Annotated in this window: 24 protein-coding genes; 21 read left to right on the top strand and 3 right to left on the bottom strand. The window is 55.6% G+C overall.

What is annotated here, in order from left to right:
• The first annotated feature begins 15 nt into the window (after positions 1-15).
• The 15 genes from BM403_RS21945 (at position 16) to BM403_RS21875 (ending at position 13714) form a co-directional block, all read left to right on the top strand.
• Positions 16-813, top strand: a complete 798-nt coding sequence (locus tag BM403_RS21945; RefSeq protein WP_015886651.1) for a ParA family protein — start codon at positions 16-18, stop codon at positions 811-813.
• Positions 814-822: 9 nt separating this feature from the next.
• Positions 823-1695, top strand: a complete 873-nt coding sequence (locus tag BM403_RS21940) for a ParB/RepB/Spo0J family partition protein (protein WP_015886650.1) — start codon at positions 823-825, stop codon at positions 1693-1695.
• A 148-nt stretch (positions 1696-1843) separates the two neighbouring features.
• Positions 1844-2251 (top strand): F0F1 ATP synthase subunit I, encoded by a 408-nt coding sequence (locus BM403_RS21935; RefSeq protein WP_015886649.1) that lies wholly within the window; start codon positions 1844-1846, stop codon positions 2249-2251.
• A 16-nt stretch (positions 2252-2267) separates the two neighbouring features.
• Positions 2268-3137 (top strand): F0F1 ATP synthase subunit A, encoded by an 870-nt coding sequence (atpB, locus tag BM403_RS21930; RefSeq protein WP_015886648.1) that lies wholly within the window; start codon positions 2268-2270, stop codon positions 3135-3137.
• A gap of 133 nt (positions 3138-3270) precedes the next feature.
• Positions 3271-3528 (top strand): F0F1 ATP synthase subunit C, encoded by a 258-nt coding sequence (atpE, locus tag BM403_RS21925; RefSeq protein WP_002555987.1) that lies wholly within the window; start codon positions 3271-3273, stop codon positions 3526-3528.
• 57 nt (positions 3529-3585) lie between these two features.
• Positions 3586-4056, top strand: coding sequence for a F0F1 ATP synthase subunit B (locus BM403_RS21920; protein WP_015886647.1), 471 nt, complete (start codon positions 3586-3588; stop codon positions 4054-4056).
• 12 nt (positions 4057-4068) lie between these two features.
• On the top strand, positions 4069-4605 hold the full coding sequence (locus BM403_RS21915; RefSeq protein WP_015886646.1) for a F0F1 ATP synthase subunit delta: 537 nt from the start codon (positions 4069-4071) through the stop codon (positions 4603-4605).
• Between the two features lie 21 nt (positions 4606-4626).
• Positions 4627-6171 carry a F0F1 ATP synthase subunit alpha gene (gene atpA, locus BM403_RS21910; RefSeq protein WP_003177064.1) on the top strand — a complete coding sequence of 515 codons (1545 nt, stop codon included), beginning with the start codon at positions 4627-4629 and terminating at the stop codon, positions 6169-6171.
• A gap of 50 nt (positions 6172-6221) precedes the next feature.
• Positions 6222-7082, top strand: a complete 861-nt coding sequence (atpG, locus tag BM403_RS21905; protein ID WP_003195829.1) for a F0F1 ATP synthase subunit gamma — start codon at positions 6222-6224, stop codon at positions 7080-7082.
• Between the two features lie 27 nt (positions 7083-7109).
• Positions 7110-8486: a F0F1 ATP synthase subunit beta gene (gene atpD / locus BM403_RS21900; RefSeq protein WP_015886645.1), complete on the top strand. Its 1377-nt coding sequence runs from the start codon at positions 7110-7112 to the stop codon at positions 8484-8486.
• A 44-nt stretch (positions 8487-8530) separates the two neighbouring features.
• On the top strand, positions 8531-8947 hold the full coding sequence (locus BM403_RS21895; protein ID WP_015886644.1) for a F0F1 ATP synthase subunit epsilon: 417 nt from the start codon (positions 8531-8533) through the stop codon (positions 8945-8947).
• A 123-nt stretch (positions 8948-9070) separates the two neighbouring features.
• Positions 9071-10438, top strand: a complete 1368-nt coding sequence (glmU, locus tag BM403_RS21890) for a bifunctional UDP-N-acetylglucosamine diphosphorylase/glucosamine-1-phosphate N-acetyltransferase GlmU (protein ID WP_015886643.1) — start codon at positions 9071-9073, stop codon at positions 10436-10438.
• Between the two features lie 227 nt (positions 10439-10665).
• On the top strand, positions 10666-11433 hold the full coding sequence (locus tag BM403_RS21885) for a DeoR/GlpR family DNA-binding transcription regulator (RefSeq protein WP_015886642.1): 768 nt from the start codon (positions 10666-10668) through the stop codon (positions 11431-11433).
• Positions 11434-11443: 10 nt separating this feature from the next.
• On the top strand, positions 11444-13276 hold the full coding sequence (glmS, locus tag BM403_RS21880) for a glutamine--fructose-6-phosphate transaminase (isomerizing) (RefSeq protein WP_015886641.1): 1833 nt from the start codon (positions 11444-11446) through the stop codon (positions 13274-13276).
• A gap of 60 nt (positions 13277-13336) precedes the next feature.
• Complete coding sequence (locus tag BM403_RS21875; RefSeq protein WP_093544800.1) at positions 13337-13714, top strand: avidin-fold protein; 378 nt, start codon at positions 13337-13339, stop codon at positions 13712-13714.
• Between the two features lie 89 nt (positions 13715-13803).
• On the opposite strand, the gene BM403_RS21870 is transcribed toward BM403_RS21875, so the two are convergent.
• Entirely contained in the window at positions 13804-14661 is an 858-nt protein-coding gene (locus tag BM403_RS21870; RefSeq protein ID WP_046035831.1) for an NAD-dependent epimerase/dehydratase family protein, read from the bottom strand.
• Positions 14654-15541, bottom strand: a complete 888-nt coding sequence (locus BM403_RS21865) for a glycosyltransferase family 2 protein (RefSeq protein ID WP_080943232.1) — start codon at positions 15539-15541, stop codon at positions 14654-14656. Before BM403_RS21865 ends, BM403_RS21870 begins: the two co-directional genes overlap by 8 nt.
• Positions 15542-15725: 184 nt before the next feature.
• Between BM403_RS21865 and BM403_RS21860 the strand changes: the two genes are divergently transcribed.
• From BM403_RS21860 to BM403_RS21835, 6 genes are all read left to right on the top strand, one after another.
• Complete coding sequence (locus tag BM403_RS21860) at positions 15726-16544, top strand: ABC transporter permease (RefSeq protein WP_093544797.1); 819 nt, start codon at positions 15726-15728, stop codon at positions 16542-16544.
• Complete coding sequence (locus BM403_RS21855; RefSeq protein WP_093544794.1) at positions 16534-17820, top strand: ABC transporter ATP-binding protein; 1287 nt, start codon at positions 16534-16536, stop codon at positions 17818-17820. The genes BM403_RS21860 and BM403_RS21855 overlap by 11 nt, the downstream gene beginning before the upstream one ends.
• Before the next feature lie 121 nt (positions 17821-17941).
• Complete coding sequence (gene wecB / locus BM403_RS21850) at positions 17942-19051, top strand: non-hydrolyzing UDP-N-acetylglucosamine 2-epimerase (RefSeq protein WP_046035829.1); 1110 nt, start codon at positions 17942-17944, stop codon at positions 19049-19051.
• A gap of 173 nt (positions 19052-19224) precedes the next feature.
• The gene (locus tag BM403_RS21845; RefSeq protein ID WP_224795814.1) at positions 19225-20184 is read left to right on the top strand and encodes a glycosyltransferase family protein; all 960 of its coding nucleotides are present in this window, start codon (positions 19225-19227) and stop codon (positions 20182-20184) included.
• A gap of 76 nt (positions 20185-20260) precedes the next feature.
• On the top strand, positions 20261-20869 hold the full coding sequence (gene cysC, locus BM403_RS21840) for an adenylyl-sulfate kinase (protein WP_046035827.1): 609 nt from the start codon (positions 20261-20263) through the stop codon (positions 20867-20869).
• A 34-nt stretch (positions 20870-20903) separates the two neighbouring features.
• On the top strand, positions 20904-22079 hold the full coding sequence (locus tag BM403_RS21835; protein ID WP_052958904.1) for a DUF4915 domain-containing protein: 1176 nt from the start codon (positions 20904-20906) through the stop codon (positions 22077-22079).
• 39 nt (positions 22080-22118) lie between these two features.
• Here the strand turns inward: BM403_RS21835 and BM403_RS21830 are convergent, their stop codons facing one another.
• On the bottom strand, positions 22119-23069 hold the full coding sequence (locus tag BM403_RS21830) for a class I SAM-dependent methyltransferase (protein ID WP_093544788.1): 951 nt from the start codon (positions 23067-23069) through the stop codon (positions 22119-22121).
• Positions 23070-23288: the final 219 nt, after the last annotated feature.

Genomic DNA, 23288 nt, shown 5'->3' with positions numbered 1-23288 from the left:
GGAACACAAGCAAGAATGGCTAAGGTATTCGCGATAGCGAACCAGAAAGGTGGCGTGGGCAAAACCACCACCTGCATCAACCTCGCAGCATCCCTGGTCGCCACCAAGCGTCGGGTGCTGCTGATCGATCTCGATCCACAGGGCAACGCCACCATGGGTAGCGGTGTGGATAAACACGGCCTGGAAAACTCGGTCTACGACCTGCTGATTGGTGAGTGCGACCTGGCCCAAGCCATGCACTACTCCGAACACGGCGGTTACCAACTGCTGCCGGCCAACCGCGATTTGACCGCGGCGGAAGTTGTGCTGCTGGAAATGCAGATGAAAGAAAGCCGTCTGCGCAGCGCATTGGCGCCGATCCGCGAGAACTACGACTACATTTTGATCGACTGCCCACCGTCATTGTCGATGCTGACATTGAACGCGCTGGTGGCCGCCGACGGCGTGATTATCCCCATGCAGTGCGAGTACTACGCACTGGAAGGCTTGAGTGACCTTGTGGATAACATCAAGCGTATTGCCGAGCTGCTCAACCCGAACCTGCAGATCGAAGGCTTGCTGCGTACCATGTTCGATCCGCGCCTGAGCCTGATGAATGATGTGTCGGCCCAGCTCAAGGAACACTTCGGCGAGCAGCTGTACGACACCGTGATTCCACGCAACATCCGCCTGGCCGAAGCACCCAGCTATGGCATGCCTGCGCTGGCATACGACAAGACTTCGCGTGGTGCCATTGCCTACCTGGCGCTGGCCGGCGAGATGGTTCGTCGCCAACGCCGCAACTCACGCACCGCTGCAGCCCAGCCAACTTAAGGAATCCCCATGGCCGTCAAGAAACGAGGTCTCGGACGTGGACTGGATGCACTGTTGAGTGGTCCGACCGTCACATCGCTTGAAGAACAGGCGGTGCAGGCCGACGAACGCGAGCTGCAACACCTGCCCCTGGACCTTATCCAGCGCGGCAAATACCAGCCTCGCCGGGACATGGACCCGCAGGCGCTGGAAGAGCTGGCCAATTCGATCAAGGCTCAGGGCGTGATGCAGCCGATCGTGGTGCGTCCGATTGGGGGTGGCCGCTTTGAAATCATCGCCGGTGAACGCCGCTGGCGCGCGAGCCAGCAGGCCGGCAAGGACACCATCCCGGCGATGGTGCGCGATGTGCCGGATGAAACCGCCATCGCCATGGCGTTGATCGAGAACATCCAGCGCGAAGACCTCAACCCGATTGAAGAAGCCATCGCGCTGCAACGTTTGCAGCAGGAATTCCAGCTGACCCAACAACAAGTGGCCGAGGCGGTGGGGAAATCCCGCGTTACCGTTTCGAACTTGCTGCGCCTGATCGCACTGCCGGAAGTCATCAAGACCATGCTTTCCCACGGCGATCTGGAGATGGGTCACGCCCGTGCTTTGCTCGGTTTGCCGGAAAATCAACAGGTTGAAGGGGCGCGACACGTTGTCGCACGAGGTCTCACCGTTCGTCAGACCGAGGCCCTGGTTCGCCAATGGCTCAGCGGCAAACCTGCACCGGTCGAAACGGCCAAACCTGATCCGGATATCGCACGTCTCGAGCAGCGCCTGGCCGAGCGCCTAGGCTCTGCGGTGCAAATTCGCCACGGTAAGAAAGGCAAAGGACAATTGGTCATCGGATATAACTCCCTTGATGAGCTTCAGGGCGTCCTTGCTCACATCCGCTGAAACATTTGCTTATGTAGCGCGTGATCGGAAATCACTACCCGGCAGTTGAATAGGGGCAGAACCGCCCCTATACTCTGCGCGCATTTTGTCGGCACAAATTATGCCAAGTTATTGATTTCCGGCAGCCGACCATTGAGGAGCAAGAGTGATGGAAACCCGCACGCCAAACACGTTGCCGTTCCATCGCTTGGCCGTTTTTCCGGTTTTATTGGCTCAATTTGTCGTTTTGCTGATCGCCGCATTGGCGCTTTGGTATTGGCATGGAGTCGTAGCCGGATATTCAGGACTCTGCGGAGGCCTGATAGCCTTGCTGCCCAATATGTATTTTGCTCACAGGGCCTTTCGGTTTTCCGGCGCCCGAGCAGCCCAGGCTATCGTCCGGTCTTTTTATGCCGGCGAGGCGGGGAAACTGATTTTGACGGCAGTGCTGTTTGCACTGACCTTTGCAGGTGTGAAGCCATTGGCGCCGCTGGCTGTATTCGGCGTCTTCGTGTTGACCCAACTGGTCAGCTGGTTCGCTCCCCTGCTAATGAAAACAAGACTTTCGAAACCTTAGGGCGTTTGAGGCAACCATGGCAGAAACAACCGCTTCGGGCTATATCCAGCACCACTTGCAGAACCTGACCTTCGGTCAGCTTCCTAATGGCGGCTGGGGCTTTGCCCACTCCGCAGCAGAGGCCAAAGAAATGGGCTTCTGGGCTTTCCACCTGGACACTCTGGGCTGGTCGGTCGCATTGGGTCTGATCTTCGTCCTGATTTTCCGCATGGCGGCAAAGAAGGCAACGTCCGGTCAGCCAGGTGCTTTGCAGAACTTCGTTGAAGTACTGGTCGAATTCGTCGATGGCAGCGTGAAAGACAGCTTCCATGGCCGTAGCCCGGTGATTGCACCGTTGGCACTGACCATCTTCGTCTGGGTGTTCCTGATGAACGCCGTCGACCTGATCCCGGTCGACTGGATTCCTCAGCTGGCCATCCTGATTACGGGCGATGCGCACATTCCATTCCGTGCCGTATCGACGACTGACCCTAACGCCACCCTGGGCATGGCCCTGTCGGTGTTTGCGTTGATCATTTTCTACAGCATCAAGGTCAAGGGCATCGGCGGCTTTATCGGCGAACTGACCCTGCACCCGTTCGGCAGCAAGAACATCTTCGTTCAAGCCCTGCTGATTCCGGTGAACTTCCTGCTGGAGTTCGTGACCCTGATCGCCAAGCCGATTTCCCTGGCGCTGCGACTGTTCGGCAACATGTATGCCGGCGAGCTGGTGTTCATTCTGATCGCTGTGATGTTCGGCAGTGGTCTGCTCTGGCTTAGCGGCCTGGGCGTGGTTCTGCAGTGGGCGTGGGCTGTGTTCCACATCCTGATCATTACCCTGCAGGCCTTCATCTTCATGATGCTGACCATCGTCTACCTGTCGATGGCGCACGAAGAGAACCATTAAGACCAGTCTCGACTAGTCTGATGTCCTTCCCGGTGAAACGGGAAGGTGGCCCACCAGGGCTATGAAACGATTTGTTTTACCGCTTTAAAATCTAAAAAACCTAAACCATACGACGTAAAAGTCGGGAGGAAAGATGGAAACTGTAGTTGGTCTAACCGCTATCGCTGTTGCACTGTTGATCGGCCTGGGCGCCCTGGGTACTGCCATTGGTTTCGGCCTGCTGGGCGGCAAATTCCTGGAAGGCGCAGCGCGTCAACCAGAAATGGTTCCAATGCTGCAAGTTAAAATGTTCATCGTCGCCGGCCTGCTCGACGCCGTGACCATGATCGGCGTTGGTATCGCTCTGTTCTTCACCTTCGCGAACCCCTTCGTTGGTCAACTCGCTGGCTAATCACTCGAATTTTCGAGTTGATTGGAGTGATGGACAACGAATGAGCGAGGTGTTGGCGTGAACATTAATGCAACCCTGATTGGCCAATCCGTTGCGTTCTTCATTTTTGTAGTGTTTTGCATGAAGTTCGTGTGGCCTCCGGTCATCGCGGCTTTGCACGAACGTCAGAAGAAGATCGCTGATGGCTTGGACGCTGCCAGCCGTGCAGCTCGCGACCTGGAGTTGGCCCAAGAGAAAGTGGGTCATCAACTGCGCGATGCTAAAGCACAGGCAGCTGAAATCATTGAGCAAGCCAAGAAGCGCGGTAACCAGATCGTCGAAGAGGCTGTTGAAAAAGCCCGCGTCGAAGCTGACCGTGTGAAGGCTTCGGCTCATGCCGAGATCGAACAGGAACTGAACGGCGTCAAAGACGCGCTGCGTGCCCAACTGGGTGCTCTGGCGGTCGGCGGTGCTGAGAAGATCCTCGGTGCCACAATCGATCAAAACGCGCACGCGGAGCTGGTTAACAAACTGGCTGCTGAAATTTAAGCGAGGGCGATCATGGCAGAACTGACCACGTTGGCCCGACCTTACGCTAAGGCAGCCTTCGAGCACGCCCAGGCCCACCAGCAGCTGGCCTCTTGGTCAGCCATGCTCGGCCTGGCTGCAGCAGTGTCGCAAGACGACACCATGCAGCGCGTGCTCAAGGCCCCGCGCCTGACGAGCGCAGACAAGGCCGCCACTTTTATTGAAGTGTGCGGCGACAAGTTTGATGTGAAAGTGCAGAACTTCATCCACGTCGTTGCCGAAAACGACCGTCTCCCGCTTTTGCCGGAGATTGCCGCTCTGTTCGACCTGTACAAGGCCGAAGCAGAGAAATCGGTAGACGTTGAAGTGACCAGTGCTTTTGCATTGAACCAAGAACAGCAAGACAAACTCGCCAAGGTTCTCAGTGCACGACTCAATCGGGAAGTGCGCCTGCAAGCTTCGGAGGACGCATCCCTGATTGGTGGTGTTGTTATCCGTGCCGGCGACCTGGTTATCGATGGCTCGATTCGCGGCAAAATCGCGAAACTTGCCGAAGCATTGAAATCTTGAGTTTGAAGGGGCAGCAGAGCAATGCAGCAACTCAATCCTTCCGAAATAAGTGAAATTATCAAGGGCCGCATCGACAAGCTCGATGTGACCTCCCAAGCCCGTAACGAAGGCACTGTCGTCAGCGTATCTGACGGCATCGTGCGGATTCACGGTCTGGCCGACGTTATGTACGGCGAGATGATCGAGTTTCCGGGCGGCGTCTACGGTATGGCCCTCAACCTGGAGCAAGACTCCGTAGGTGCCGTTGTATTGGGCGCGTACACCAGTCTGGCTGAAGGCATGAGCGCCAAGTGCACCGGCCGCATCCTGGAGGTTCCGGTTGGTAAGGAACTGCTGGGTCGCGTAGTCGACGCACTGGGTAACCCTGTTGACGGTAAAGGTCCACTGGGCAACACCGAGACCGACGCGGTCGAGAAAGTTGCTCCAGGCGTGATCTGGCGTAAGTCGGTAGACCAGCCTGTACAGACTGGCTACAAGGCTGTCGATGCCATGATCCCTGTCGGCCGTGGCCAGCGTGAGCTGATCATCGGTGACCGTCAGATCGGTAAAACCGCTCTGGCGATCGACGCGATCATCAACCAGAAGAACAGCGGCATTTTCTGCGTCTACGTAGCCATCGGTCAGAAGCAATCGACCATCGCCAACGTGGTTCGCAAGCTGGAAGAAAACGGCGCCCTGGCCAACACGATCATCGTGGCTGCCAGTGCTTCGGAATCTCCTGCGCTGCAATTCCTGGCACCGTACTCCGGTTGCACCATGGGTGAATTCTTCCGCGACCGCGGTGAAGACGCGCTGATCGTTTATGACGATCTGTCCAAGCAAGCAGTGGCTTACCGCCAGATTTCCCTGCTGCTGCGCCGTCCACCAGGCCGTGAAGCCTACCCAGGCGACGTGTTCTATCTCCACTCCCGTCTGCTGGAGCGCGCATCCCGCGTTTCGGAAGAATACGTAGAGAAGTTCACCAACGGCGCAGTGACCGGCAAAACCGGTTCCCTGACCGCACTGCCGATCATCGAAACCCAGGCTGGCGACGTTTCCGCGTTCGTTCCGACCAACGTGATTTCCATCACCGACGGTCAGATCTTCCTGGAATCGGCCATGTTCAACTCGGGCATCCGCCCTGCAGTGAACGCCGGTGTTTCGGTATCCCGTGTGGGTGGTGCCGCTCAGACCAAGATCATCAAGAAGCTCTCCGGTGGTATCCGTACCGCTCTGGCTCAGTACCGTGAACTGGCGGCATTCGCCCAGTTCGCTTCTGACCTGGACGAAGCGACCCGTAAGCAACTTGAGCATGGTCAGCGCGTTACCGAGCTGATGAAGCAGAAGCAATACGCCCCAATGTCGATCGCTGACATGGCGTTGTCGCTGTATGCCGCTGAGCGTGGGTTCCTGACCGACGTTGAAATCGCCAAGGTCGGCAGCTTTGAACAAGCGCTGATTGCTTACTTCAACCGCGATCACGCCGAATTGATGGCGAAGATCAACGTGAAGGGTGACTTCAATGACGATATCGACGCTGGCATGAAAGCCGGTATCGAGAAGTTCAAGGCCACCCAAACCTGGTAAGCCGCAGCGGGAGCCGCAAGGCTCCCGCTTGCTAACCTGATAGGTGTTACATGGCAGGCGCAAAAGAGATTCGCAGTAAGATTGCGAGCATCAAAAGCACGCAAAAAATTACCAGCGCCATGGAAAAAGTGGCGGTCAGCAAAATGCGCAAGGCACAAATGCGCATGGCTGCTAGCCGTCCTTATGCGGAACGTATCCGCCAGGTAATTGGGCATCTGGCCAACGCCAACCCGGAATACCGCCACCCGTTCATGATCGAACGCGCCGTCAAGCGTGTGGGTTATGTGGTAGTGAGCAGTGACCGTGGTTTGTGCGGTGGTTTGAATACCAACCTGTTCAAGGCCCTGGTCAAGGACATGGCGGTAAACCGCGAAAACGGCGTCGAGATCGATCTGTGTGTTGTTGGTAGCAAGGGTGCGGCCTTTTTCCGTAACTTCGGCGGTAACGTCGTTGCAGCTATCAGCCACCTGGGTGAAGAGCCGTCGATCAATGATTTGATCGGCAGTGTGAAGGTGATGCTGGATGCGTACCTGGAAGGCCGGATTGACCGCCTGTCCGTGGTATCCAACAAGTTCATCAACACCATGACCCAGCAGCCAACCGTGGAGCAATTGATTCCACTGGTGGCGACTCCGGATCAGGAACTCAAGCACCACTGGGACTACCTCTACGAACCAGACGCCAAAGAGCTGCTTGACGGCTTGATGGTGCGCTACGTGGAGTCGCAGGTGTACCAGGCGGTGGTCGAGAACAACGCAGCTGAACAAGCGGCGCGGATGATCGCGATGAAAAACGCTACCGATAACGCCGGTGATCTGATCAGCGATTTGCAGTTGATCTACAACAAGGCGCGTCAGGCTGCGATCACCCAAGAGATCTCGGAAATCGTCGGCGGCGCTGCCGCGGTTTAACGGTTCAAATATTCAGAGGATCCAGCTATGAGTAGCGGACGTATCGTTCAAATCATCGGCGCCGTTATCGACGTGGAATTTCCACGCGACAGCGTACCGAGCATCTACAACGCGCTGAAAGTACAAGGCGCGGAAACTACTCTGGAAGTTCAGCAGCAGCTGGGCGACGGCGTAGTTCGTACCATTGCGATGGGTTCCACCGAAGGCTTGAAGCGCGGTCTGGACGTTGTCGACACTGGCGCTGCCATCTCCGTACCAGTCGGTAAAGCGACCCTGGGCCGGATCATGGACGTACTGGGCAACCCGATTGACGAAGCTGGCCCGATCGACACCGAAGAGCGCTGGGGCATTCACCGTCCAGCACCTTCGTTCGCCGAACAAGCTGGCGGCAACGACCTGCTGGAAACCGGCATCAAGGTTATCGACCTGGTTTGCCCGTTCGCCAAGGGCGGTAAAGTCGGTCTGTTCGGTGGTGCCGGTGTAGGCAAGACCGTAAACATGATGGAACTGATCCGTAACATCGCCATCGAGCACAGCGGTTATTCCGTGTTCGCTGGTGTGGGTGAGCGTACTCGTGAGGGTAACGACTTCTACCACGAGATGAAGGACTCCAACGTTCTGGACAAAGTGGCACTGGTTTACGGTCAGATGAACGAGCCGCCGGGAAACCGTCTGCGCGTAGCACTGACTGGCCTGACCATGGCCGAGAAGTTCCGTGACGAAGGTAACGACGTTCTGCTGTTCGTCGACAACATCTACCGTTACACCCTGGCCGGTACTGAAGTATCCGCACTGCTGGGCCGTATGCCTTCGGCAGTAGGTTACCAGCCGACCCTGGCTGAAGAGATGGGCGTTCTGCAAGAACGTATCACTTCGACCAAGGAAGGTTCGATCACTTCGATCCAAGCGGTATACGTACCTGCGGATGACTTGACCGACCCGTCGCCTGCGACCACCTTCGCCCACTTGGACGCCACCGTCGTACTGTCCCGTGACATCGCTTCCCTGGGTATCTACCCAGCGGTCGATCCACTCGACTCGACTTCGCGCCAGCTGGACCCGAACGTGATCGGCCAGGAGCACTACGACACCGCTCGCGGCGTTCAGTACGTGCTGCAGCGTTACAAAGAACTGAAGGACATCATTGCGATCCTGGGTATGGACGAGCTGTCGGAAACCGACAAGCAGTTGGTATCCCGCGCTCGTAAGATCCAGCGCTTCTTGTCGCAGCCGTTCTTCGTGGCTGAAGTCTTCACCGGTGCCTCGGGTAAATACGTTTCCCTGAAAGACACCATTGCTGGCTTCAAAGGCATCCTCAACGGTGACTACGACCACCTGCCAGAACAAGCGTTCTACATGGTCGGCGGCATCGAAGAAGCGATCGAGAAAGCCAAGAAACTGTAATCCAAGCGCCCGGCAACGGGCGCTCATCAGGTTGAGGCAATCAGATGGCTATGACAGTCCACTGCGATATCGTCAGCGCGGAAGGGGAAATCTTCTCCGGTCTGGTAGAAATGGTGATTGCACACGGCGACCTGGGTGACCTGGGTATTGCCATGGGCCACGCGCCGTTGATCACCAGCTTGAAGCCAGGTCCGATCACGCTGACCAAGCAAGGCGGGGAAAAAGAGGTGTTTTACATCTCTGGTGGTTTCCTCGAGGTTCAGCCGAACATGGTCAAGGTACTTGCCGACACTGTGCAACGTGCTGGCGACCTGGATGAAGCCTCCGCTCAGGAAGCCGTCAAGGCTGCCGAGAAAGCCCTGAACGAAAAGGGTGCGGACTTCGACTACAGCGCTGCTGCTGTACGTCTGGCTGAGGCTGCAGCTCAGCTGCGCACGCTCCAGCAGATCCGTAAGAAGTAAGCGGCCACGCCGTCATGCTTCATGCGCGATTGATTAAAAAGGGTAGCCTCGGCTACCCTTTTTCTTTTTCAGCAAAACACTTCGTTGGTCTGACGCCGGACCGCCCAGGATTGGTAGCCATTCATGTCTCTTGAAATCGTCATTCTCGCCGCAGGCCAGGGCACCCGTATGCGTTCGGCCCTGCCCAAGGTGCTGCACCCGGTTGCCGGCAACTCCATGCTTGGCCATGTTATCCACAGCGCTCGACAACTCGACCCACAGCGCATTCACGTGGTGATCGGTCACGGTGCGGACGTGGTGCGTGAACGCCTCGCCGCAGACGACTTGAATTTCGTTCTCCAAGATAAGCAATTGGGTACCGGCCACGCCACTGCGCAGGCGGTGCCGTTCATCACCGCCGATACGGTGTTGATCCTCTACGGCGACGTACCGTTGATCGAAGTGGAAACCCTGCAACGCCTCCTCAAGCACGTCGTGCCTGGCCAGATGGGCCTGCTGACCGTCGAACTGGACGACCCTACCGGCTATGGGCGCATCGTGCGTAATGCCGACGGCAAGGTCGCGGCTATCGTGGAGCACAAGGACGCAAGCGAGGCCCAACGCGCGATCACCGAAGGCAACACCGGCATTCTCGCAGTACCGGCCAATAAGCTCGCTGACTGGATGAGCCGTCTGTCCAACAACAACGCCCAAGGCGAGTACTACCTCACCGACGTCATCGAAATGGCCGTGAGCGATGGCCTGCTGGTCGCCACCGAACAACCCCACGACCCGATGGAAGTGCAGGGCGCCAACGACCGTAAGCAGCTTGCAGAGCTTGAACGCCACTATCAGTTGCGCGAAGGTCGTCGCCTGATGGCCCAGGGTGTGACCCTGCGCGACCCGGCACGCTTCGATGTGCGCGGAGAAGTCAGCGTGGGTCGCGATGTGCTGATCGATATCAACGTGATCCTCGAAGGCCGTGTGATCATCGAAGACGACGTGGTGATCGGCCCTAACTGTGTGATCAAGGACAGTACCCTGCGCAAGGGGGCGGTGATCAAGGCCAACAGCCATATCGATGGCGCCGTAATGGGGGAGGGCAGCGATGCCGGCCCGTTTGCGCGGCTGCGTCCGGGGACAGTGATGGGCGCCAGGGCGCACGTTGGCAATTTCGTCGAGCTGAAAAACGCGAAAATGGGTGACGATGCGAAGGCCGGCCACTTGGCCTATCTCGGTGATGCCGTGATCGGTGCTCGCAGCAACATCGGCGCTGGCGCAATCACCTGCAACTACGACGGTGCCAACAAGTACCAGACCACTATTGGTGAGGACGTATTTATCGGCTCGAATAACTCGTTGATTGCGCCAGTGACTATCGGTGATGGTTCGAACACTGCCGCGGGCTCAACCATCAACCAGGATGTGGATAAGTCCCAACTGGCCGTAGCCCGCGCCCGCCAACGCAATATCGACGGCTGGAAACGCCCGGTCAAAATCAAAAAGACCTGAGTTATCCACAATTTCACAGGCAGCATAACGCCAATATGGAAGGGGGCTTGCTCCCGATGGCGGTGGTTCAGTCGATGCAAAGTTGACTGATCTGCCGCGATCGGGAGCAAGCCCCCTTCCACATTTGTTTTGTATAGCTTGAAAAAATGAGGTTTGCTGCTTGACGATCTTTCGCCGATAGGTTTTGATTGCCTTCGTTATCTTTCGAAACGAAACTTATCATCGCCATGTCGAAACGAAATACACCCCAACGGCGCCACAACATCCTGACCTTGCTCAATGAACAGGGCGAAGTCAGCGTGGACGAATTGGCCAAGCGTTTCGAAACCTCGGAAGTTACCATCCGCAAGGACCTGGCCGCGCTGGAAAGCAACGGCCTGTTGCTGCGCCGCTACGGTGGCGCAATCACCATGCCTCAGGAGCTGGTGGGCGATGCCACTCAACCGGTGTCGGTCTACAAGCGTGCGATTGCGCGTGCTGCGGTCATGCGCCTGCGCGAACACGCACGCATCATTATCGACAGCGGCAGCACCACCGCCGCGATGATCCCCGAGCTGGGCCACCAGCCCGGCCTGGTGGTGATGACCAACTCTCTGCACGTGGCCAGCGCCTTGAGCGAACTGGAACACGAGCCGGTGTTGTTGATGACCGGCGGCACCTGGGACCCGCATTCGGATTCGTTTCAGGGCCAGGTCGCCGAGCAAGTGCTGCGATCCTACGACTTTGATCAACTGTTCATCGGCGCCGACGGCATCGATTTGCAGCGTGGTACCACCACCTTCAACGAATTGCTGGGCCTGAGCCGTGTCATGGCCGAGGTCGCCCGTGAAGTGGTGGTGATGGTCGAATCGGACAAGATCGGCCGCAAGATTCCCAACCTGGAACTGCCCTGGAGCAGCGTCCATACCCTTATCACCGATGATCGCCTGCCGCTTGAGGCCCGCGACCAGATCCAAGCCCGCGGCATTACGCTGATATGCGCGGCAATCATCTAGGAGAAACACCATGTGTGGCATCGTAGGCGCAGTCGCTGAACGTAACGTAACCGCCATCCTGCTCGAAGGCCTCAAGCGCCTGGAATACCGTGGCTATGACAGCGCCGGTGTGGCCGTCTTCACCAATGCCGGCAAGCTCGAGCGCATGCGCCGCCCGGGCAAGGTCAGCGAGTTGGAGCAAGCCCTGCTTGGCGAGCCGCTGGTCGGTCGCCTGGGGATTGCCCACACCCGTTGGGCGACCCACGGTGCGCCGTGCGAACGCAATGCCCACCCGCACTTCTCCGGTGACCTGGCGGTGGTCCATAACGGCATCATCGAAAACCACGAAGTGCTGCGTGAACAACTCAAAGGCTTGGGTTATGTGTTCACCTCGGACACCGACACCGAAGTCATCGCTCACCTGCTCAACCACAAACTCAAGGACCTTGGCGACCTGACCGTCGCCCTGAAGGCCACGGTCAAGGAACTGCACGGTGCCTATGGCCTGGCCGTGGTCAGCGCCAGCCAGCCCGACCGCGTGGTTGCCGCCCGCAGTGGCAGCCCGTTGGTGATCGGCCTGGGCCTGGGTGAAAACTTCCTCGCCTCCGACCAACTGGCCCTGCGCCAAGTCACCGACCGCTTCATGTACCTGGAAGAAGGCGATATCGCCGACATCCGCCGTGAAAGCGTGCAGATCTGGGACGTTAACGGTCAATCCGTCGAGCGCGAAGCCGTGCAATACCGCGACGGTGCCGAAGCCGCCGACAAAGGTGAATACCGCCACTTCATGCTCAAGGAAATCCACGAGCAGCCAGCCGTGGTGCAACGCACCCTGGAAGGTCGCCTGAGCCAGAACCAGGTACTGGTCAACGCCTTCGGTCCGCAAGCTGCCGAACTGTTTGCCAAAGTGCGCAACGTGCAGATCGTGGCTTGCGGTACCAGCTACCACGCCGGCATGGTTGCCCGTTACTGGCTGGAAGAACTGGCCGGCATCCCGTGCCAGGTGGAAGTCGCCAGTGAGTTCCGCTACCGCAAGGTGGTGGTGCAACCCGATACCCTGTTCGTGACCATCTCCCAGTCCGGCGAAACCGCCGACACCCTGGCGGCCCTGCGCAATGCCAAGGAGCTGGGCTTCCTGGCCAGCCTGGCCATCTGCAACGTCAGCATCAGCTCCCTGGTGCGCGAATCCGACCTGACCTTGCTGACCCAGGCCGGTCGCGAAATCGGCGTGGCCTCCACCAAAGCCTTCACCACCCAACTGGTTGGCCTGTTGTTGCTCACCCTGTCCCTGGGCCAGGTTCGCGGCACCCTGGCCGAAGGCGTCGAAGCGACCCTGGTCGAAGAACTGCGTCGCCTGCCAACCCGCCTGGGTGAAGCCCTGGCAATGGACAGCACCGTGGAAAAAGTCGCAGAACTGTTCGCCGACAAGAACCACACCCTGTTCCTTGGCCGTGGCGCGCAATACCCAGTGGCGATGGAAGGCTCACTCAAGCTCAAGGAAATTTCGTACATCCATGCCGAAGCCTACCCGGCCGGTGAGCTCAAACACGGCCCATTGGCCCTGGTGGATGACGACATGCCGGTGGTCACCGTGGCGCCGAACAACGAACTGTTGGAAAAACTCAAATCCAACCTGCAGGAAGTCCGCGCCCGTGGTGGTCAGCTGGTGGTGTTCGCCGATGAGAAAGCCGGCATGACCAACGGGGAAGGCACCCACGTCATCAACATGCCGCACATCAATGACACCCTGTCGCCGATCCTCTACACCATCCCGCTGCAACTGCTGTCGTACTACGTTGCCGTGCTCAAGGGCACCGACGTGGACCAGCCGCGCAACCTGGCGAAGTCGGTGACGGTGGAGTAACCCGCTACGCCCTGGAGACCCGCCCGGGTCTCCAGGCTACCGCGAAAGGACGCGACCTCGATGCAACCCCCCTCCCTGATCCACCAACGTCTGAACAACCGCCGATTCACCGTCGCCAACAACGCCCAAGGACTATCTGGCGCGGGTACGGTGTTTCATTACCTTGTTGAAGGTGATGCCATTTCCGGCACTTACCAGGGCGGGCGGATTCGCCTGGGTACGCAAGTGGGGCGAGTGACCGGTTCCCATTCCATTGAGCTGCTTTATCACTGCCTGACGCTGGACGGGCAATTGCTGGCGGGCTGGTCGCGTGGCACGGTGGGTGTTGATCACGCTGGGTTTACCACGTTGGGCTTCCAATGGGCATGGTTGTCGGGCGCAACGGGAGGAGGAGAGTCTTTTTACGTCGAGATGGGCGCCTCGCACATAAAGCAGTAATGCATGTTCGCGATTGTTGTCGAAGCATGTGCCATGCAGGGGCATTGCCCATGAACCGGAAAATCGCCTTTTCAGAAGTGGCCGGCACATCAATGTTTCGGCAGGTCTTGATCGCTCAAGTGGAAGGCGCGCGGCGAAAATCCCAAGTGGACAGCTGCATCCGTATGGTCGAACACAAGATCCTGATTCATGCGCATCACCAGGGTGCTGGACAAATGACGGTAACGTGGAAGACCCCGCATCAGGTTGATAGCCAGGCGTAAAAAAAACGCCGGCACAGGCAGCATGCGCACCGGTAGTTCCTGGGCCTGGAATATCCGGATGACCATGTCGCGGTAGGGAAGGGTCTCGCTACCCGACAGGTTATAGTCGCCACACCTGGCCGCAGGTGCCAATGCTGCCACGCATGCTTGAACCACATCGTCTGCGTGAACGGGTTGTCGCAAGCCCATGCCACCGCCTATCAGTGGAAAGAAGCGCAGTGTGCGAATGAACTTTGCTATTTCGGCGACGTTTTTATCTTGGCCAAAACCATAAATCATAGTGGGCCGAAGAATGACCCAGTCTATCCCTCGCTCCTTTGCCCAAGCCTGGACGTGATTTTCCGCAACTATCAAGCGTTGCACCAACACGCGTTCCTGCGGGTCAGACGACTGCCCCTTGGTGTATCGACTGGTAGAGGACAAGACAACAATACGCTTGAGCTTGCCGATGGCAAGTCGCTCCAGATACCCGGACAGTACCCAAATAGGCGCGAACGATAGCAATGCATCCAGTTCAAGCCCTTGCCAGTGTTCTGCATGACACCATTCAATATGAGAGGACGAGGCCGGAAGCTTGCCGCGTGTCAACGCGCTGACGGTACAACCTGCTTGTGTCAGCAAAGGAAGCATGCGTTCGCCCAGCAAACTGGTGCCGCCCAGTATTCCTACCAATGAATCAGGCATTCTTTTTCGCCGTTATGAAATGACGTAGATGGATGAATGCCTGGCGAGCGATGACCATGCTGAATCGCGCCCAGACCCCAACAACGACTCCAGCCCATAGGGACACCGGGTATTGGTGGCGGAAAAATTTGCGATAGAAGATCAGCATCCCACGGTGTTTGTGCCATTCAATGAAGTAGGGGTGATCTTTACTGCAGGCTCCGTAGGCATGCATTACCTGAGCGGACGGTACAAACAACACCTTCCAGCCACTGCGATTAAATCGCATGCACCAGTCAAGATCCTCGCAATGCAAGAAGTAGGCTTCATCCCACAGGCCTACGCGCTCCATTGCCTCACGCTTGACGAGCATACAGGCACCGGAAATCGCTTCGACCTCTATGGGCGCACAAGGGATGGGATCCTCGTGCAGCAAGAAGTCTGCAAATGCTGCGGGGAAAAAACGAGTCAGTCTCGACATTCCGAACGCCCGCAGTAGCGCCCGTTGAGGTGTAGGGAAAACTCGGCGCCCTCCAGCTTGTTCACTGCCATCGGGGTTACATAAAAAACCGCCTACCATGCCAACAGAAGTCGAGCTGTTTAAAGCCTTGAGCAGGCAGCCCAGCGCGTCGTTTGCCAGTACACAGTCGGGGTTCAGGAAAAAAATATTGGGTGCGGTGGAGTAGTGAGTTCCGATATTGCACCCTGCGGCAAAACCGAGATTGGCTGAGTTTCGAATAATCAATAATGAATTATCAGCGCGCTGCGGCTCTTCGATGGATTTCAGGCTGTCATCGTGGGAGTTGTTGTCCACGACAATCACTTTTGAAGCGCCGGCCGCAAATGCGGAGTCCACACAGCTCACGAGAAATACGCCGGCGTTATAGTTGACGATAATCACATCACAATCATCCTTGCCTATGCATGTGATTAACTCGTCAGACAATGCTACGCTCTGGGACTTTTTCAATAGATGTCTGGCCCTTTGATATCAATGTAACATCAGAAAACTTATATCGATCCATTCTTCATAAGCGTCCCGAACTAGGGCATGCAATCGAACTAGATCAAGGATTGAATAAAAGATGCAGTCGTTCAGCTTATCTCCAGCAGCAATGATAAGAAGCCTTTTCGTCCACCGACATTTGACTAAAGCGTTGATTCACAGAGAAATTGTGGGACGCTACAAAGGGTCGATGTTAGGTATCTTCTGGTCATTCTTCATCCCTGTATTCATGCTTCTGGTTTATACCTTCGTCTTCAGTGTCGTATTTAAAGCCCGCTGGTCCGGTGGCTCTGACTCCAAAAGTGAGTTCGCACTGGTATTATTCGCAGGTCTTTTGACATTCAATCTTTTTTCCGAGTGCGTGAATCGGGCACCTGGCCTGATATTGGCGAATACCAATTACGTCAAAAAAATTGTTTTCCCCCTGGAAATACTGCCCATTGTTTCGCTGGGGGCAGCCTTATTTCACACGGCGGTGAGCCTATTGGCATGGCTGGTGTTCTACGTCGCCTTATTTGGGATCCCTCATGTGACGGTTTTACTGCTTCCACTGGTGCTGCTGCCCCTTGGTCTGCTGACGCTGGGCATCAGCTGGTTTCTTGCATCGTTAAGCGTGTACTTGCGCGATATTGGCCAAGTGGTTGGCATAATTACCACTGCCATGCTCTTCTTATCCCCGATTTTCTATCCTCTTTCCGCGCTCCCTGAAGGTTATGCCGCTGTTTTACAACTGAACCCTTTAACATTGCCTGTGGAGATGGCCCGTAGCGTACTGTTTTGGGGTCATGTCCCCCATTGGAGCAGCTTGGTCATTTACACCGCCATATCAATGATAGTTGCCTGGGCGGGATTTGCCTGGTTTCAGAAAACACGCAAGGGATTTGCCGATGTCGTCTGAAGTCAGCATTCGAGTTGAACAACTCAGCAAACGCTACCATATTTATGAAAAGCCAGCCCATCGATTGTGGCAAATCTTTTCTGGGGCGCGTAAACAGTACTTCAAGATATTTCCGGTGCTCGATAACATCAGCTTCGAAATAAAAAAGGGTGAAACTGTAGGTATCATTGGGCGTAACGGTAGTGGCAAATCGACACTTTTGCAGATGATCTGCGGCACACTTAATCCGACCAGCGGCCATATTGTTACCCATGGACGTATTGCTGCATTATTGGAGTTGGGCTCTGGATTCAACCCTGAATTTACTGGCCGTGAGAACATTTATCTCAATGGTGCATTACTTGGGCTGAGTACGGCTGAAATAGATGATGGATATGCGGCAATCGAAGCATTTGCTGAAATTGGCGAGTATATTGACCAGCCTGTAAAAAGTTATTCCAGTGGAATGTTTGTACGGCTGGCTTTTGCGATCCAAGCTAACATCGATCCGGAAATACTCATCGTTGATGAGGCGCTGGCAGTGGGGGATGCTTATTTCGTCCATCGATGTATGGACCGTCTGCACCAGTTGCAGGAGCGTGGTACCTCGATATTGCTGGTGACCCATGACAGTACGCTGGTTAAGCGTTTCTGTGACCGGGCCATATGGCTCGATCAAGGCCGGATTCGCCGTATTGGTAGCTCGCAGGAAGTCGTCGATGACTATTTGCACTGGCTGTTTGAGTTACCCGTTGTGCTTGCCGTCCCGGCCAATACGCCGGTTCATGCGCCTAGTTTGGCTTCCGACGACGAGGAGACAATTGCCAACATCGACAGGCGTCTCGGAGACCAGCGCTGTCAGGTCATCGGCGCACGCTTGTATGACAAGCACAGGGTGCCGATCGAGGAAGTGCAGGGTGGGTCTGAGGTCATCCTGCGATTCACCGTTTCCAACACCGACCTTACTTCGACTGATCGATTGGTATTCGGCTACATCGTCAGAAACTTCAAGGGCGAAGAAATCGCTGCAACCAATACTCGACTTGAAGGCATGACTGCCGAGCAATTCATGTACGCAGGTGAGCGTATTACGGTTGAAGCGAGGGTTCAGATCCCTTTCCTTCATCCAGGACAATACTCCTTCAGTGTCGGAGCGTCCTATGTGCAGGAAGGAGCGTCGCAGTTGACGCAGGCAGATCGAATCATCAATGCCATCGTTTTCGGTGTTACGTGTCAGAAAGATATCAGCACAATGATTTATTTTGACACTGACTTCAGCCTTCATCGGGCACGTTGAGTTTATCGGTAGGAATTGTCTGTCAAAACAAACAGATAAGTCCTACATGCTGTCTGGCTAGTCGGGTCGTCAGGGACCCGTTAGGGTGTTACTTGCGATACAACGATAGGGAATCAAAAGCATGACCCGCAAGGTACTTTGCATCGTTGGTACACGTCCCGAAGCTATCAAGATGGCACCTGTCATCACTGCTTTGCGGGCAGAAAAGAATATCGAGTGCCGCGTGCTGGCCACCGCCCAACACCGAGGCATGCTCGATCAAGTACTCAAGTTCTTTAAAATTGTTCCCGATCTCGATTTGGACATCATGCGACCCAACCAATCCTTGACGGCATTGACCGCACGGCTCTTGGTTGAGCTCGACAAGGTTTTGGAGTCCGAGAAACCGGATGTCGTCCTGGCGCAGGGCGACACGACCACCGTAATGAGTGCTGCGTTGGCCTGTTTTTATAGACGTATCGCGTTTGGTCATGTCGAAGCGGGCCTTCGTACCGGGGATATTCACAACCCGTTCCCGGAGGAAGCCAACCGGGTCATTGCCGGCAAATTAACTCGATGGCATTTTGCCCCAACACAAGGGGCCGTAGATAACCTTTTGCGCGAAGGCATCCCCGCATCCCATATCACGATGAGCGGCAATACCGTGATTGATGCGTTGCTGATAACCGCTGCGCAAACCTTACCGTTGGATATCGAGCTGGACGCGAGCAAGCGCCTCATACTGGTGACTGCCCATCGTCGTGAAAACTTCGGCGAGCCATTCCAGAATATCTGCCAGGCGCTCAAGATTCTTGCCGACCGGAATGCGGATATCCAGATCCTCTACCCGGTCCACCCTAACCCTAACGTCAAGGATGTCGCGTACCGGCTGCTCGGTCAGACGCAAAACATCCTATTGTGCGCACCCCTGGATTACGCGCCATTTATCGCCGCTATGAAGCGCTCTTACTTGATCATCAGTGATTCCGGTGGTGTGCAAGAGGAAGCTCCGGCGCTGGGCAAGCCGGTCCTTGTGCTCAGGGAGGAGACCGAACGGCCGGAAGCGGTGGATCTTGGTGTGGTCAAGCTCGTGGGCGCCAACCGGGACACTATCATTGAAGAGGCACAACATTTGTTGGATGATCCCCAGGCTTACCAGCGCATGGCTCGTGGGGTTTCGCCCTACGGCGACGGCAACTCTGCTGCGCGTATCGTTGGTGTGTTACGGCAATACTTCCAACAATGCGATTAATCTATCTGTCACCGGTGCCGTGGGCCAGCTTCAGCCAGCGCTCCCATCATTTCGTCAATTGGTACCATGACCAGACTGGCGAACCCGTACTCTGGATTGATCCTTACCCTACACGTTTGCCTTCGTTTAGCGACATCAGGCGCAGGTCCATCGTGACTGATCAGGACAGCGTTATGACGCCATCCTGGCTGACCGTTTGTAGGCCTCGTACCCTACCGATCGAGCCTATTCCCGGTTCCACACTCTTACTCAAGCACCTGTGGCGTAGCGTGTTCAAACAAACGGCAGGTTTTTGCGCAGGCGCGCCTTGCATGTTTGTGGTGGGAAAGCCCTCAGAGTTGGCTCTGCAACTGCTGGCGCAGTTTCCGGATAGCGATGCTATCTATGACGCAATGGACGATTTCCCTGCGTTTTATCAAGGCATCTCACGGCGATCTATGGAGCGCCGTCAAGAGCAGCTTGTTCGCCGGGTATCCAGAGTTCTAGTGTCTTCAACGGCGCTGCACGACAAGCTCAAGGGCATGACAGGCGACTTGGAGTTGGCCCGCAATGCCTGCGACATTCAGAGCCTGGCGCCGTTCGAGAGCCTTGATCTTGGGGTAAAGCAACAAGTATTGGGCTATGTCGGCACAATAGGTCAGTGGTTCGATTGGGATTTGGTCATCGCGCTGGCCCGTGCCAATCCGGGAAACCAGGTTCGCTTGATCGGCCCCCTGTTCACGACCATGCCGGGTGCGTTGCCTGAGAATATCGAACTATGCCCCGAGCATGCCCATGCCGACGCCATAGCCGCCATGGCGGCGTTTTCCGTCGGATTGATCCCATTCAAGCTCAGTCGGTTAACTGCGTCTGTCGACCCTATCAAATACTACGAATACCGAGCGCTTGGATTGCCCGTCATTTCAACGCGATTCGGCGAAATGGCTCATCGCGGGCAGGAGCCTGGTGTCTGGGTAGTGGACCAGGGTGCCGACTTGCGTCAAACCGCCCAAGAGGCCCTCGCCTGCCGAAGTGATCTTTCAAGCATTCAGCAATTTCGGCAGGACAACCTGTGGGGCACCCGTTTTTCTGCGACCCAGCTGCTGAGGAAAGCCCGGAGTGCTCCAACCCTGTCCGACCTACAGTCGCAATGAGCCTCCGTGGCACCTCTCGGACGTGATTGCACACCTCCTAAACTGTTTACGCACTGCAACGGGATTGAGTAATTTCATGAAAAATGAACTACCGAACCTCCTGGTACCGCATGGCAGCCAGGTTTGTGCTGAAGAGCGCGGCCAACTGTTAGGCCAGAAGCCTCTGACAATTTGGCTCACAGGGCTAAGCGCTTCCGGGAAGTCGACCCTGGCCTATGCACTCGAACGGGCATTGATGGATAGGGGGCGTCTGTGCTTTGTGCTGGATGGCGACAACGTGCGTCATGGGCTCTGTAACGATATTGGCTTCAGTCCACAGGATCGGGCGGAAAACATCCGTAGGGTCGCGGAAGTGGCCAAGCTGATGAACGCTTCCGGCATGATCATTATCGCGGCCTTGATATCACCGTTTAATCATGACCGTCAGCGGGCACGCGAAATCATAGGGGCTGGCAACTTTCGTGAGGTGTATGTCAGCACTTCGCTGGCCGTATGCGAGGCCCGCGACCCAAAAGGGATGTATGGCAAGGCGAGAGCGGGACTGCTACCGGAGTTCACAGGCATCTCGTCACCTTATGAAGCGCCGGAGCGTCCTGATCTGAGTATTGATACGAACAAATCGAAGCTGGTTGAGGCGATCAATCAGTTGCTCGTTCTAATAGACCCCGGTTACGCCTCCTCATGAACGAACCACTGCCCGGCCCAGGGACATATTAAGCATGCCTGATGCACTGTTCGAAAACCTGCTCGTTTCTTCGCCCAATGGTGGGGGGTTGCTATTTATTCACCATCGTCAGGTGTTCCGTCTGGACGACCTCAACACCACCGGTATCAGTCTGAAGGACGGAAGGTTTTTAAGAGGTTTTCAACCCGAGGGCCTGGTTTACTACAAGGGGAGCCAGACTTCGGAGAAAACAGGGGAATCCATTCACGATATTCATGACGTATTGATCGTCGATTCTTCTTGTTATGCCGTGGGGACGAGTGCGAACGAAATTCTGCAATTGGATGAACACTCAGCCATCGTGAATCGTTGGACATTCCCGGGCGAAACTGACGCGCAACACATTAACTGTCTTGCGCTTTGGGGGCGGCGCATCATTTTCAGTGCCTTTGGTGACTTCTGCCTGCACCGTGAATACAAGGGGCGCACCGCCCGATCCGGGTTTGTTCGGGATTTGCATACCGGAGAGCGCTTGATTGATGGGTTGTCACAACCCCATAGCCTGGTCCCGTTTGGCGACAATCTCCTGCTCGCCAACTCCGAGCTCATGGAGTTACGGGAATACGACAGCAGCGCCACCTTGTTACGAAGCAAGCGATTAGACGGCTACACACGGGGCATCTGCATCCAGGGCAACGTCCTCTACATAGGCTTGAGCCGTTCGCGAAACATCGAATGCAGCTCCCTTGGTAATGCAAATCTGGTGGCGCTGGACCTTCAAAGCTGGGAGGAGTTGGGGCGCATGGCGCTCCCGATAGCGGAAATCTATTCAGTTCTGGCCACTGACGATATAAAGGCGCTCCCTTCGATCCTCGCGGGTGTCAGCCAGCGTGCAGCCCTTGATTATCGACAGATGATCAATAAACGAGATGAACAGATCCAAGAACTGAAAAACCAGAACGGCAGACTCAATCTGATCATTGACCCCCAGCCGGAGCTTTCCGTACTGCTGCAGTTGTCAGATACGATCCAGCAGAAAGAGCAGGAGCTTAGGGCGGCTCAGGTGCTGGTGGCGGATATCACGCAACAACTCGGGCGGTTTCGCGTCGCACTGGCAGAGCGGGATACGCAGTTGGAAGTGAATGAACGAGCTACCCGTTCACTGCTCGACAGTCGGTCGTGGCGCTGGACGCTGCCACTCAGAGCGCTCGGGCAGTGGTTCAGGTGTTAACCCTGTTCGTCGATTGTGCAGGGAAAGCATCACCCAGGCTTAATACTCAGGTGTTTGCAGGCGGCCATCGAATTCAAACCAAAAACTGGCACCGCCATTGGCCGCTCGACCTCGCATGAGTTCGGTCAACAGGTCATTGCTGAAGTGCTGGTGATATGCACTTCCGAACAAAAGCCTGGTGCGCGGGTTATCGATCATCAACGCCAAGAGAAGATATTGCTCCGTCCAATAGATTTGATGATCGATCAACCACCGTTGTGGAAGGCCGAAGGGCAGAAAAACATCGTGAACATGCACATAGATTTTCTTGGTTATTTTCGGCAGCAGCCGAAGGTAAATATGCAGACAATCACTGCCTGTTTTTACGGTATGTGTCGAATCGATAAATAGGATATCGCCATCTTCCAGGCAGGAATTCAACATTTCGGCGGTCAAGTCTTGAGCGCGTATTGCCTGTAAATCAAGTGTTCCTTTATCGGCAAGGGAGGTGATGAACGGTCTTGGAAATGGTTCGATACAGCGCAGTCGACCGACTTTATTTTTATTCAATGCTTCCAAGGCAATCAACGATGAAAATCCGCTTCCGATTTCAACAATATTTTTCGGTCGGATACTTCTTACAAAAGCGTAATAGGCGGTGGCATCGGTGCAAGTGAATTGACCATTTTTCCAGAAATAGGAGGTGCAGGTATCTTGGTCTCCCATTTCAGCAGGGGCGAATTCATCCGAATAGGGAATCAGCTCGATAAGGTTGGCCTGCAATGCTTCATTATCGAAGAGGCCGCAGTCTAAATAAGGCGGTTCCGGCTCATAATATTCATAAGAGGTTTTAATTTCAGAAATCGAGGGGGTGCTGGAATAAAAGTTGCTGGGAGTAATGTTAAGGCCTTGATTTTGAAGCCTTTCCCTGTCCTGTGGATCTGCCCATAGAAGCTTTTGCATCACGGGTAATGCTGCATTGAACTCTTTATCCGTTATTTTCGCCATCATTTAGAATTCCCGTTCCGAGCCATTTAGGGCAGTACAATGAACGCATTCGCCAGCAAAGCACATTAATTTCAATTCAAACTGTAACTTATCCAGTCGACCTGCTGCATGATGGCAAAGTGCCAAGATTGAGAGTCACAAAAAGTGGCTATTTCATGAAACCTGATGAATATAACGGACTATTGTTACTGACCGTATAGTCAGTGTCATCAACTTGGGCGT

Origin of the sequence: Pseudomonas sp. OV546, assembly GCF_900116845.1 — a bacterium.
Lineage (GTDB): Bacteria > Pseudomonadota > Gammaproteobacteria > Pseudomonadales > Pseudomonadaceae > Aquipseudomonas > Aquipseudomonas petroselini.
This window is presented reverse-complemented; position numbering and strand designations above follow the sequence as displayed.

Coding starts and splice junctions, on each gene's coding strand:
- BM403_RS21945 (WP_015886651.1), top strand. CDS start 16: ATGGCTAAGGTATTCGCGATAGCGAACCAGAAAGGTGGCGTGGGCAAA.
- BM403_RS21940 (WP_015886650.1), top strand. CDS start 823: ATGGCCGTCAAGAAACGAGGTCTCGGACGTGGACTGGATGCACTGTTG.
- BM403_RS21935 (WP_015886649.1), top strand. CDS start 1,844: ATGGAAACCCGCACGCCAAACACGTTGCCGTTCCATCGCTTGGCCGTT.
- atpB (WP_015886648.1), top strand. CDS start 2,268: ATGGCAGAAACAACCGCTTCGGGCTATATCCAGCACCACTTGCAGAAC.
- atpE (WP_002555987.1), top strand. CDS start 3,271: ATGGAAACTGTAGTTGGTCTAACCGCTATCGCTGTTGCACTGTTGATC.
- BM403_RS21915 (WP_015886646.1), top strand. CDS start 4,069: ATGGCAGAACTGACCACGTTGGCCCGACCTTACGCTAAGGCAGCCTTC.
- atpA (WP_003177064.1), top strand. CDS start 4,627: ATGCAGCAACTCAATCCTTCCGAAATAAGTGAAATTATCAAGGGCCGC.
- atpG (WP_003195829.1), top strand. CDS start 6,222: ATGGCAGGCGCAAAAGAGATTCGCAGTAAGATTGCGAGCATCAAAAGC.
- atpD (WP_015886645.1), top strand. CDS start 7,110: ATGAGTAGCGGACGTATCGTTCAAATCATCGGCGCCGTTATCGACGTG.
- BM403_RS21895 (WP_015886644.1), top strand. CDS start 8,531: ATGGCTATGACAGTCCACTGCGATATCGTCAGCGCGGAAGGGGAAATC.
- glmU (WP_015886643.1), top strand. CDS start 9,071: ATGTCTCTTGAAATCGTCATTCTCGCCGCAGGCCAGGGCACCCGTATG.
- BM403_RS21885 (WP_015886642.1), top strand. CDS start 10,666: ATGTCGAAACGAAATACACCCCAACGGCGCCACAACATCCTGACCTTG.
- glmS (WP_015886641.1), top strand. CDS start 11,444: ATGTGTGGCATCGTAGGCGCAGTCGCTGAACGTAACGTAACCGCCATC.
- BM403_RS21875 (WP_093544800.1), top strand. CDS start 13,337: ATGCAACCCCCCTCCCTGATCCACCAACGTCTGAACAACCGCCGATTC.
- BM403_RS21870 (WP_046035831.1), bottom strand. CDS start 14,661: ATGCCTGATTCATTGGTAGGAATACTGGGCGGCACCAGTTTGCTGGGC.
- BM403_RS21860 (WP_093544797.1), top strand. CDS start 15,726: ATGCAGTCGTTCAGCTTATCTCCAGCAGCAATGATAAGAAGCCTTTTC.
- BM403_RS21855 (WP_093544794.1), top strand. CDS start 16,534: ATGTCGTCTGAAGTCAGCATTCGAGTTGAACAACTCAGCAAACGCTAC.
- wecB (WP_046035829.1), top strand. CDS start 17,942: ATGACCCGCAAGGTACTTTGCATCGTTGGTACACGTCCCGAAGCTATC.
- BM403_RS21845 (WP_224795814.1), top strand. CDS start 19,225: ATGACGCCATCCTGGCTGACCGTTTGTAGGCCTCGTACCCTACCGATC.
- cysC (WP_046035827.1), top strand. CDS start 20,261: ATGAAAAATGAACTACCGAACCTCCTGGTACCGCATGGCAGCCAGGTT.
- BM403_RS21835 (WP_052958904.1), top strand. CDS start 20,904: ATGCCTGATGCACTGTTCGAAAACCTGCTCGTTTCTTCGCCCAATGGT.
- BM403_RS21830 (WP_093544788.1), bottom strand. CDS start 23,069: ATGATGGCGAAAATAACGGATAAAGAGTTCAATGCAGCATTACCCGTG.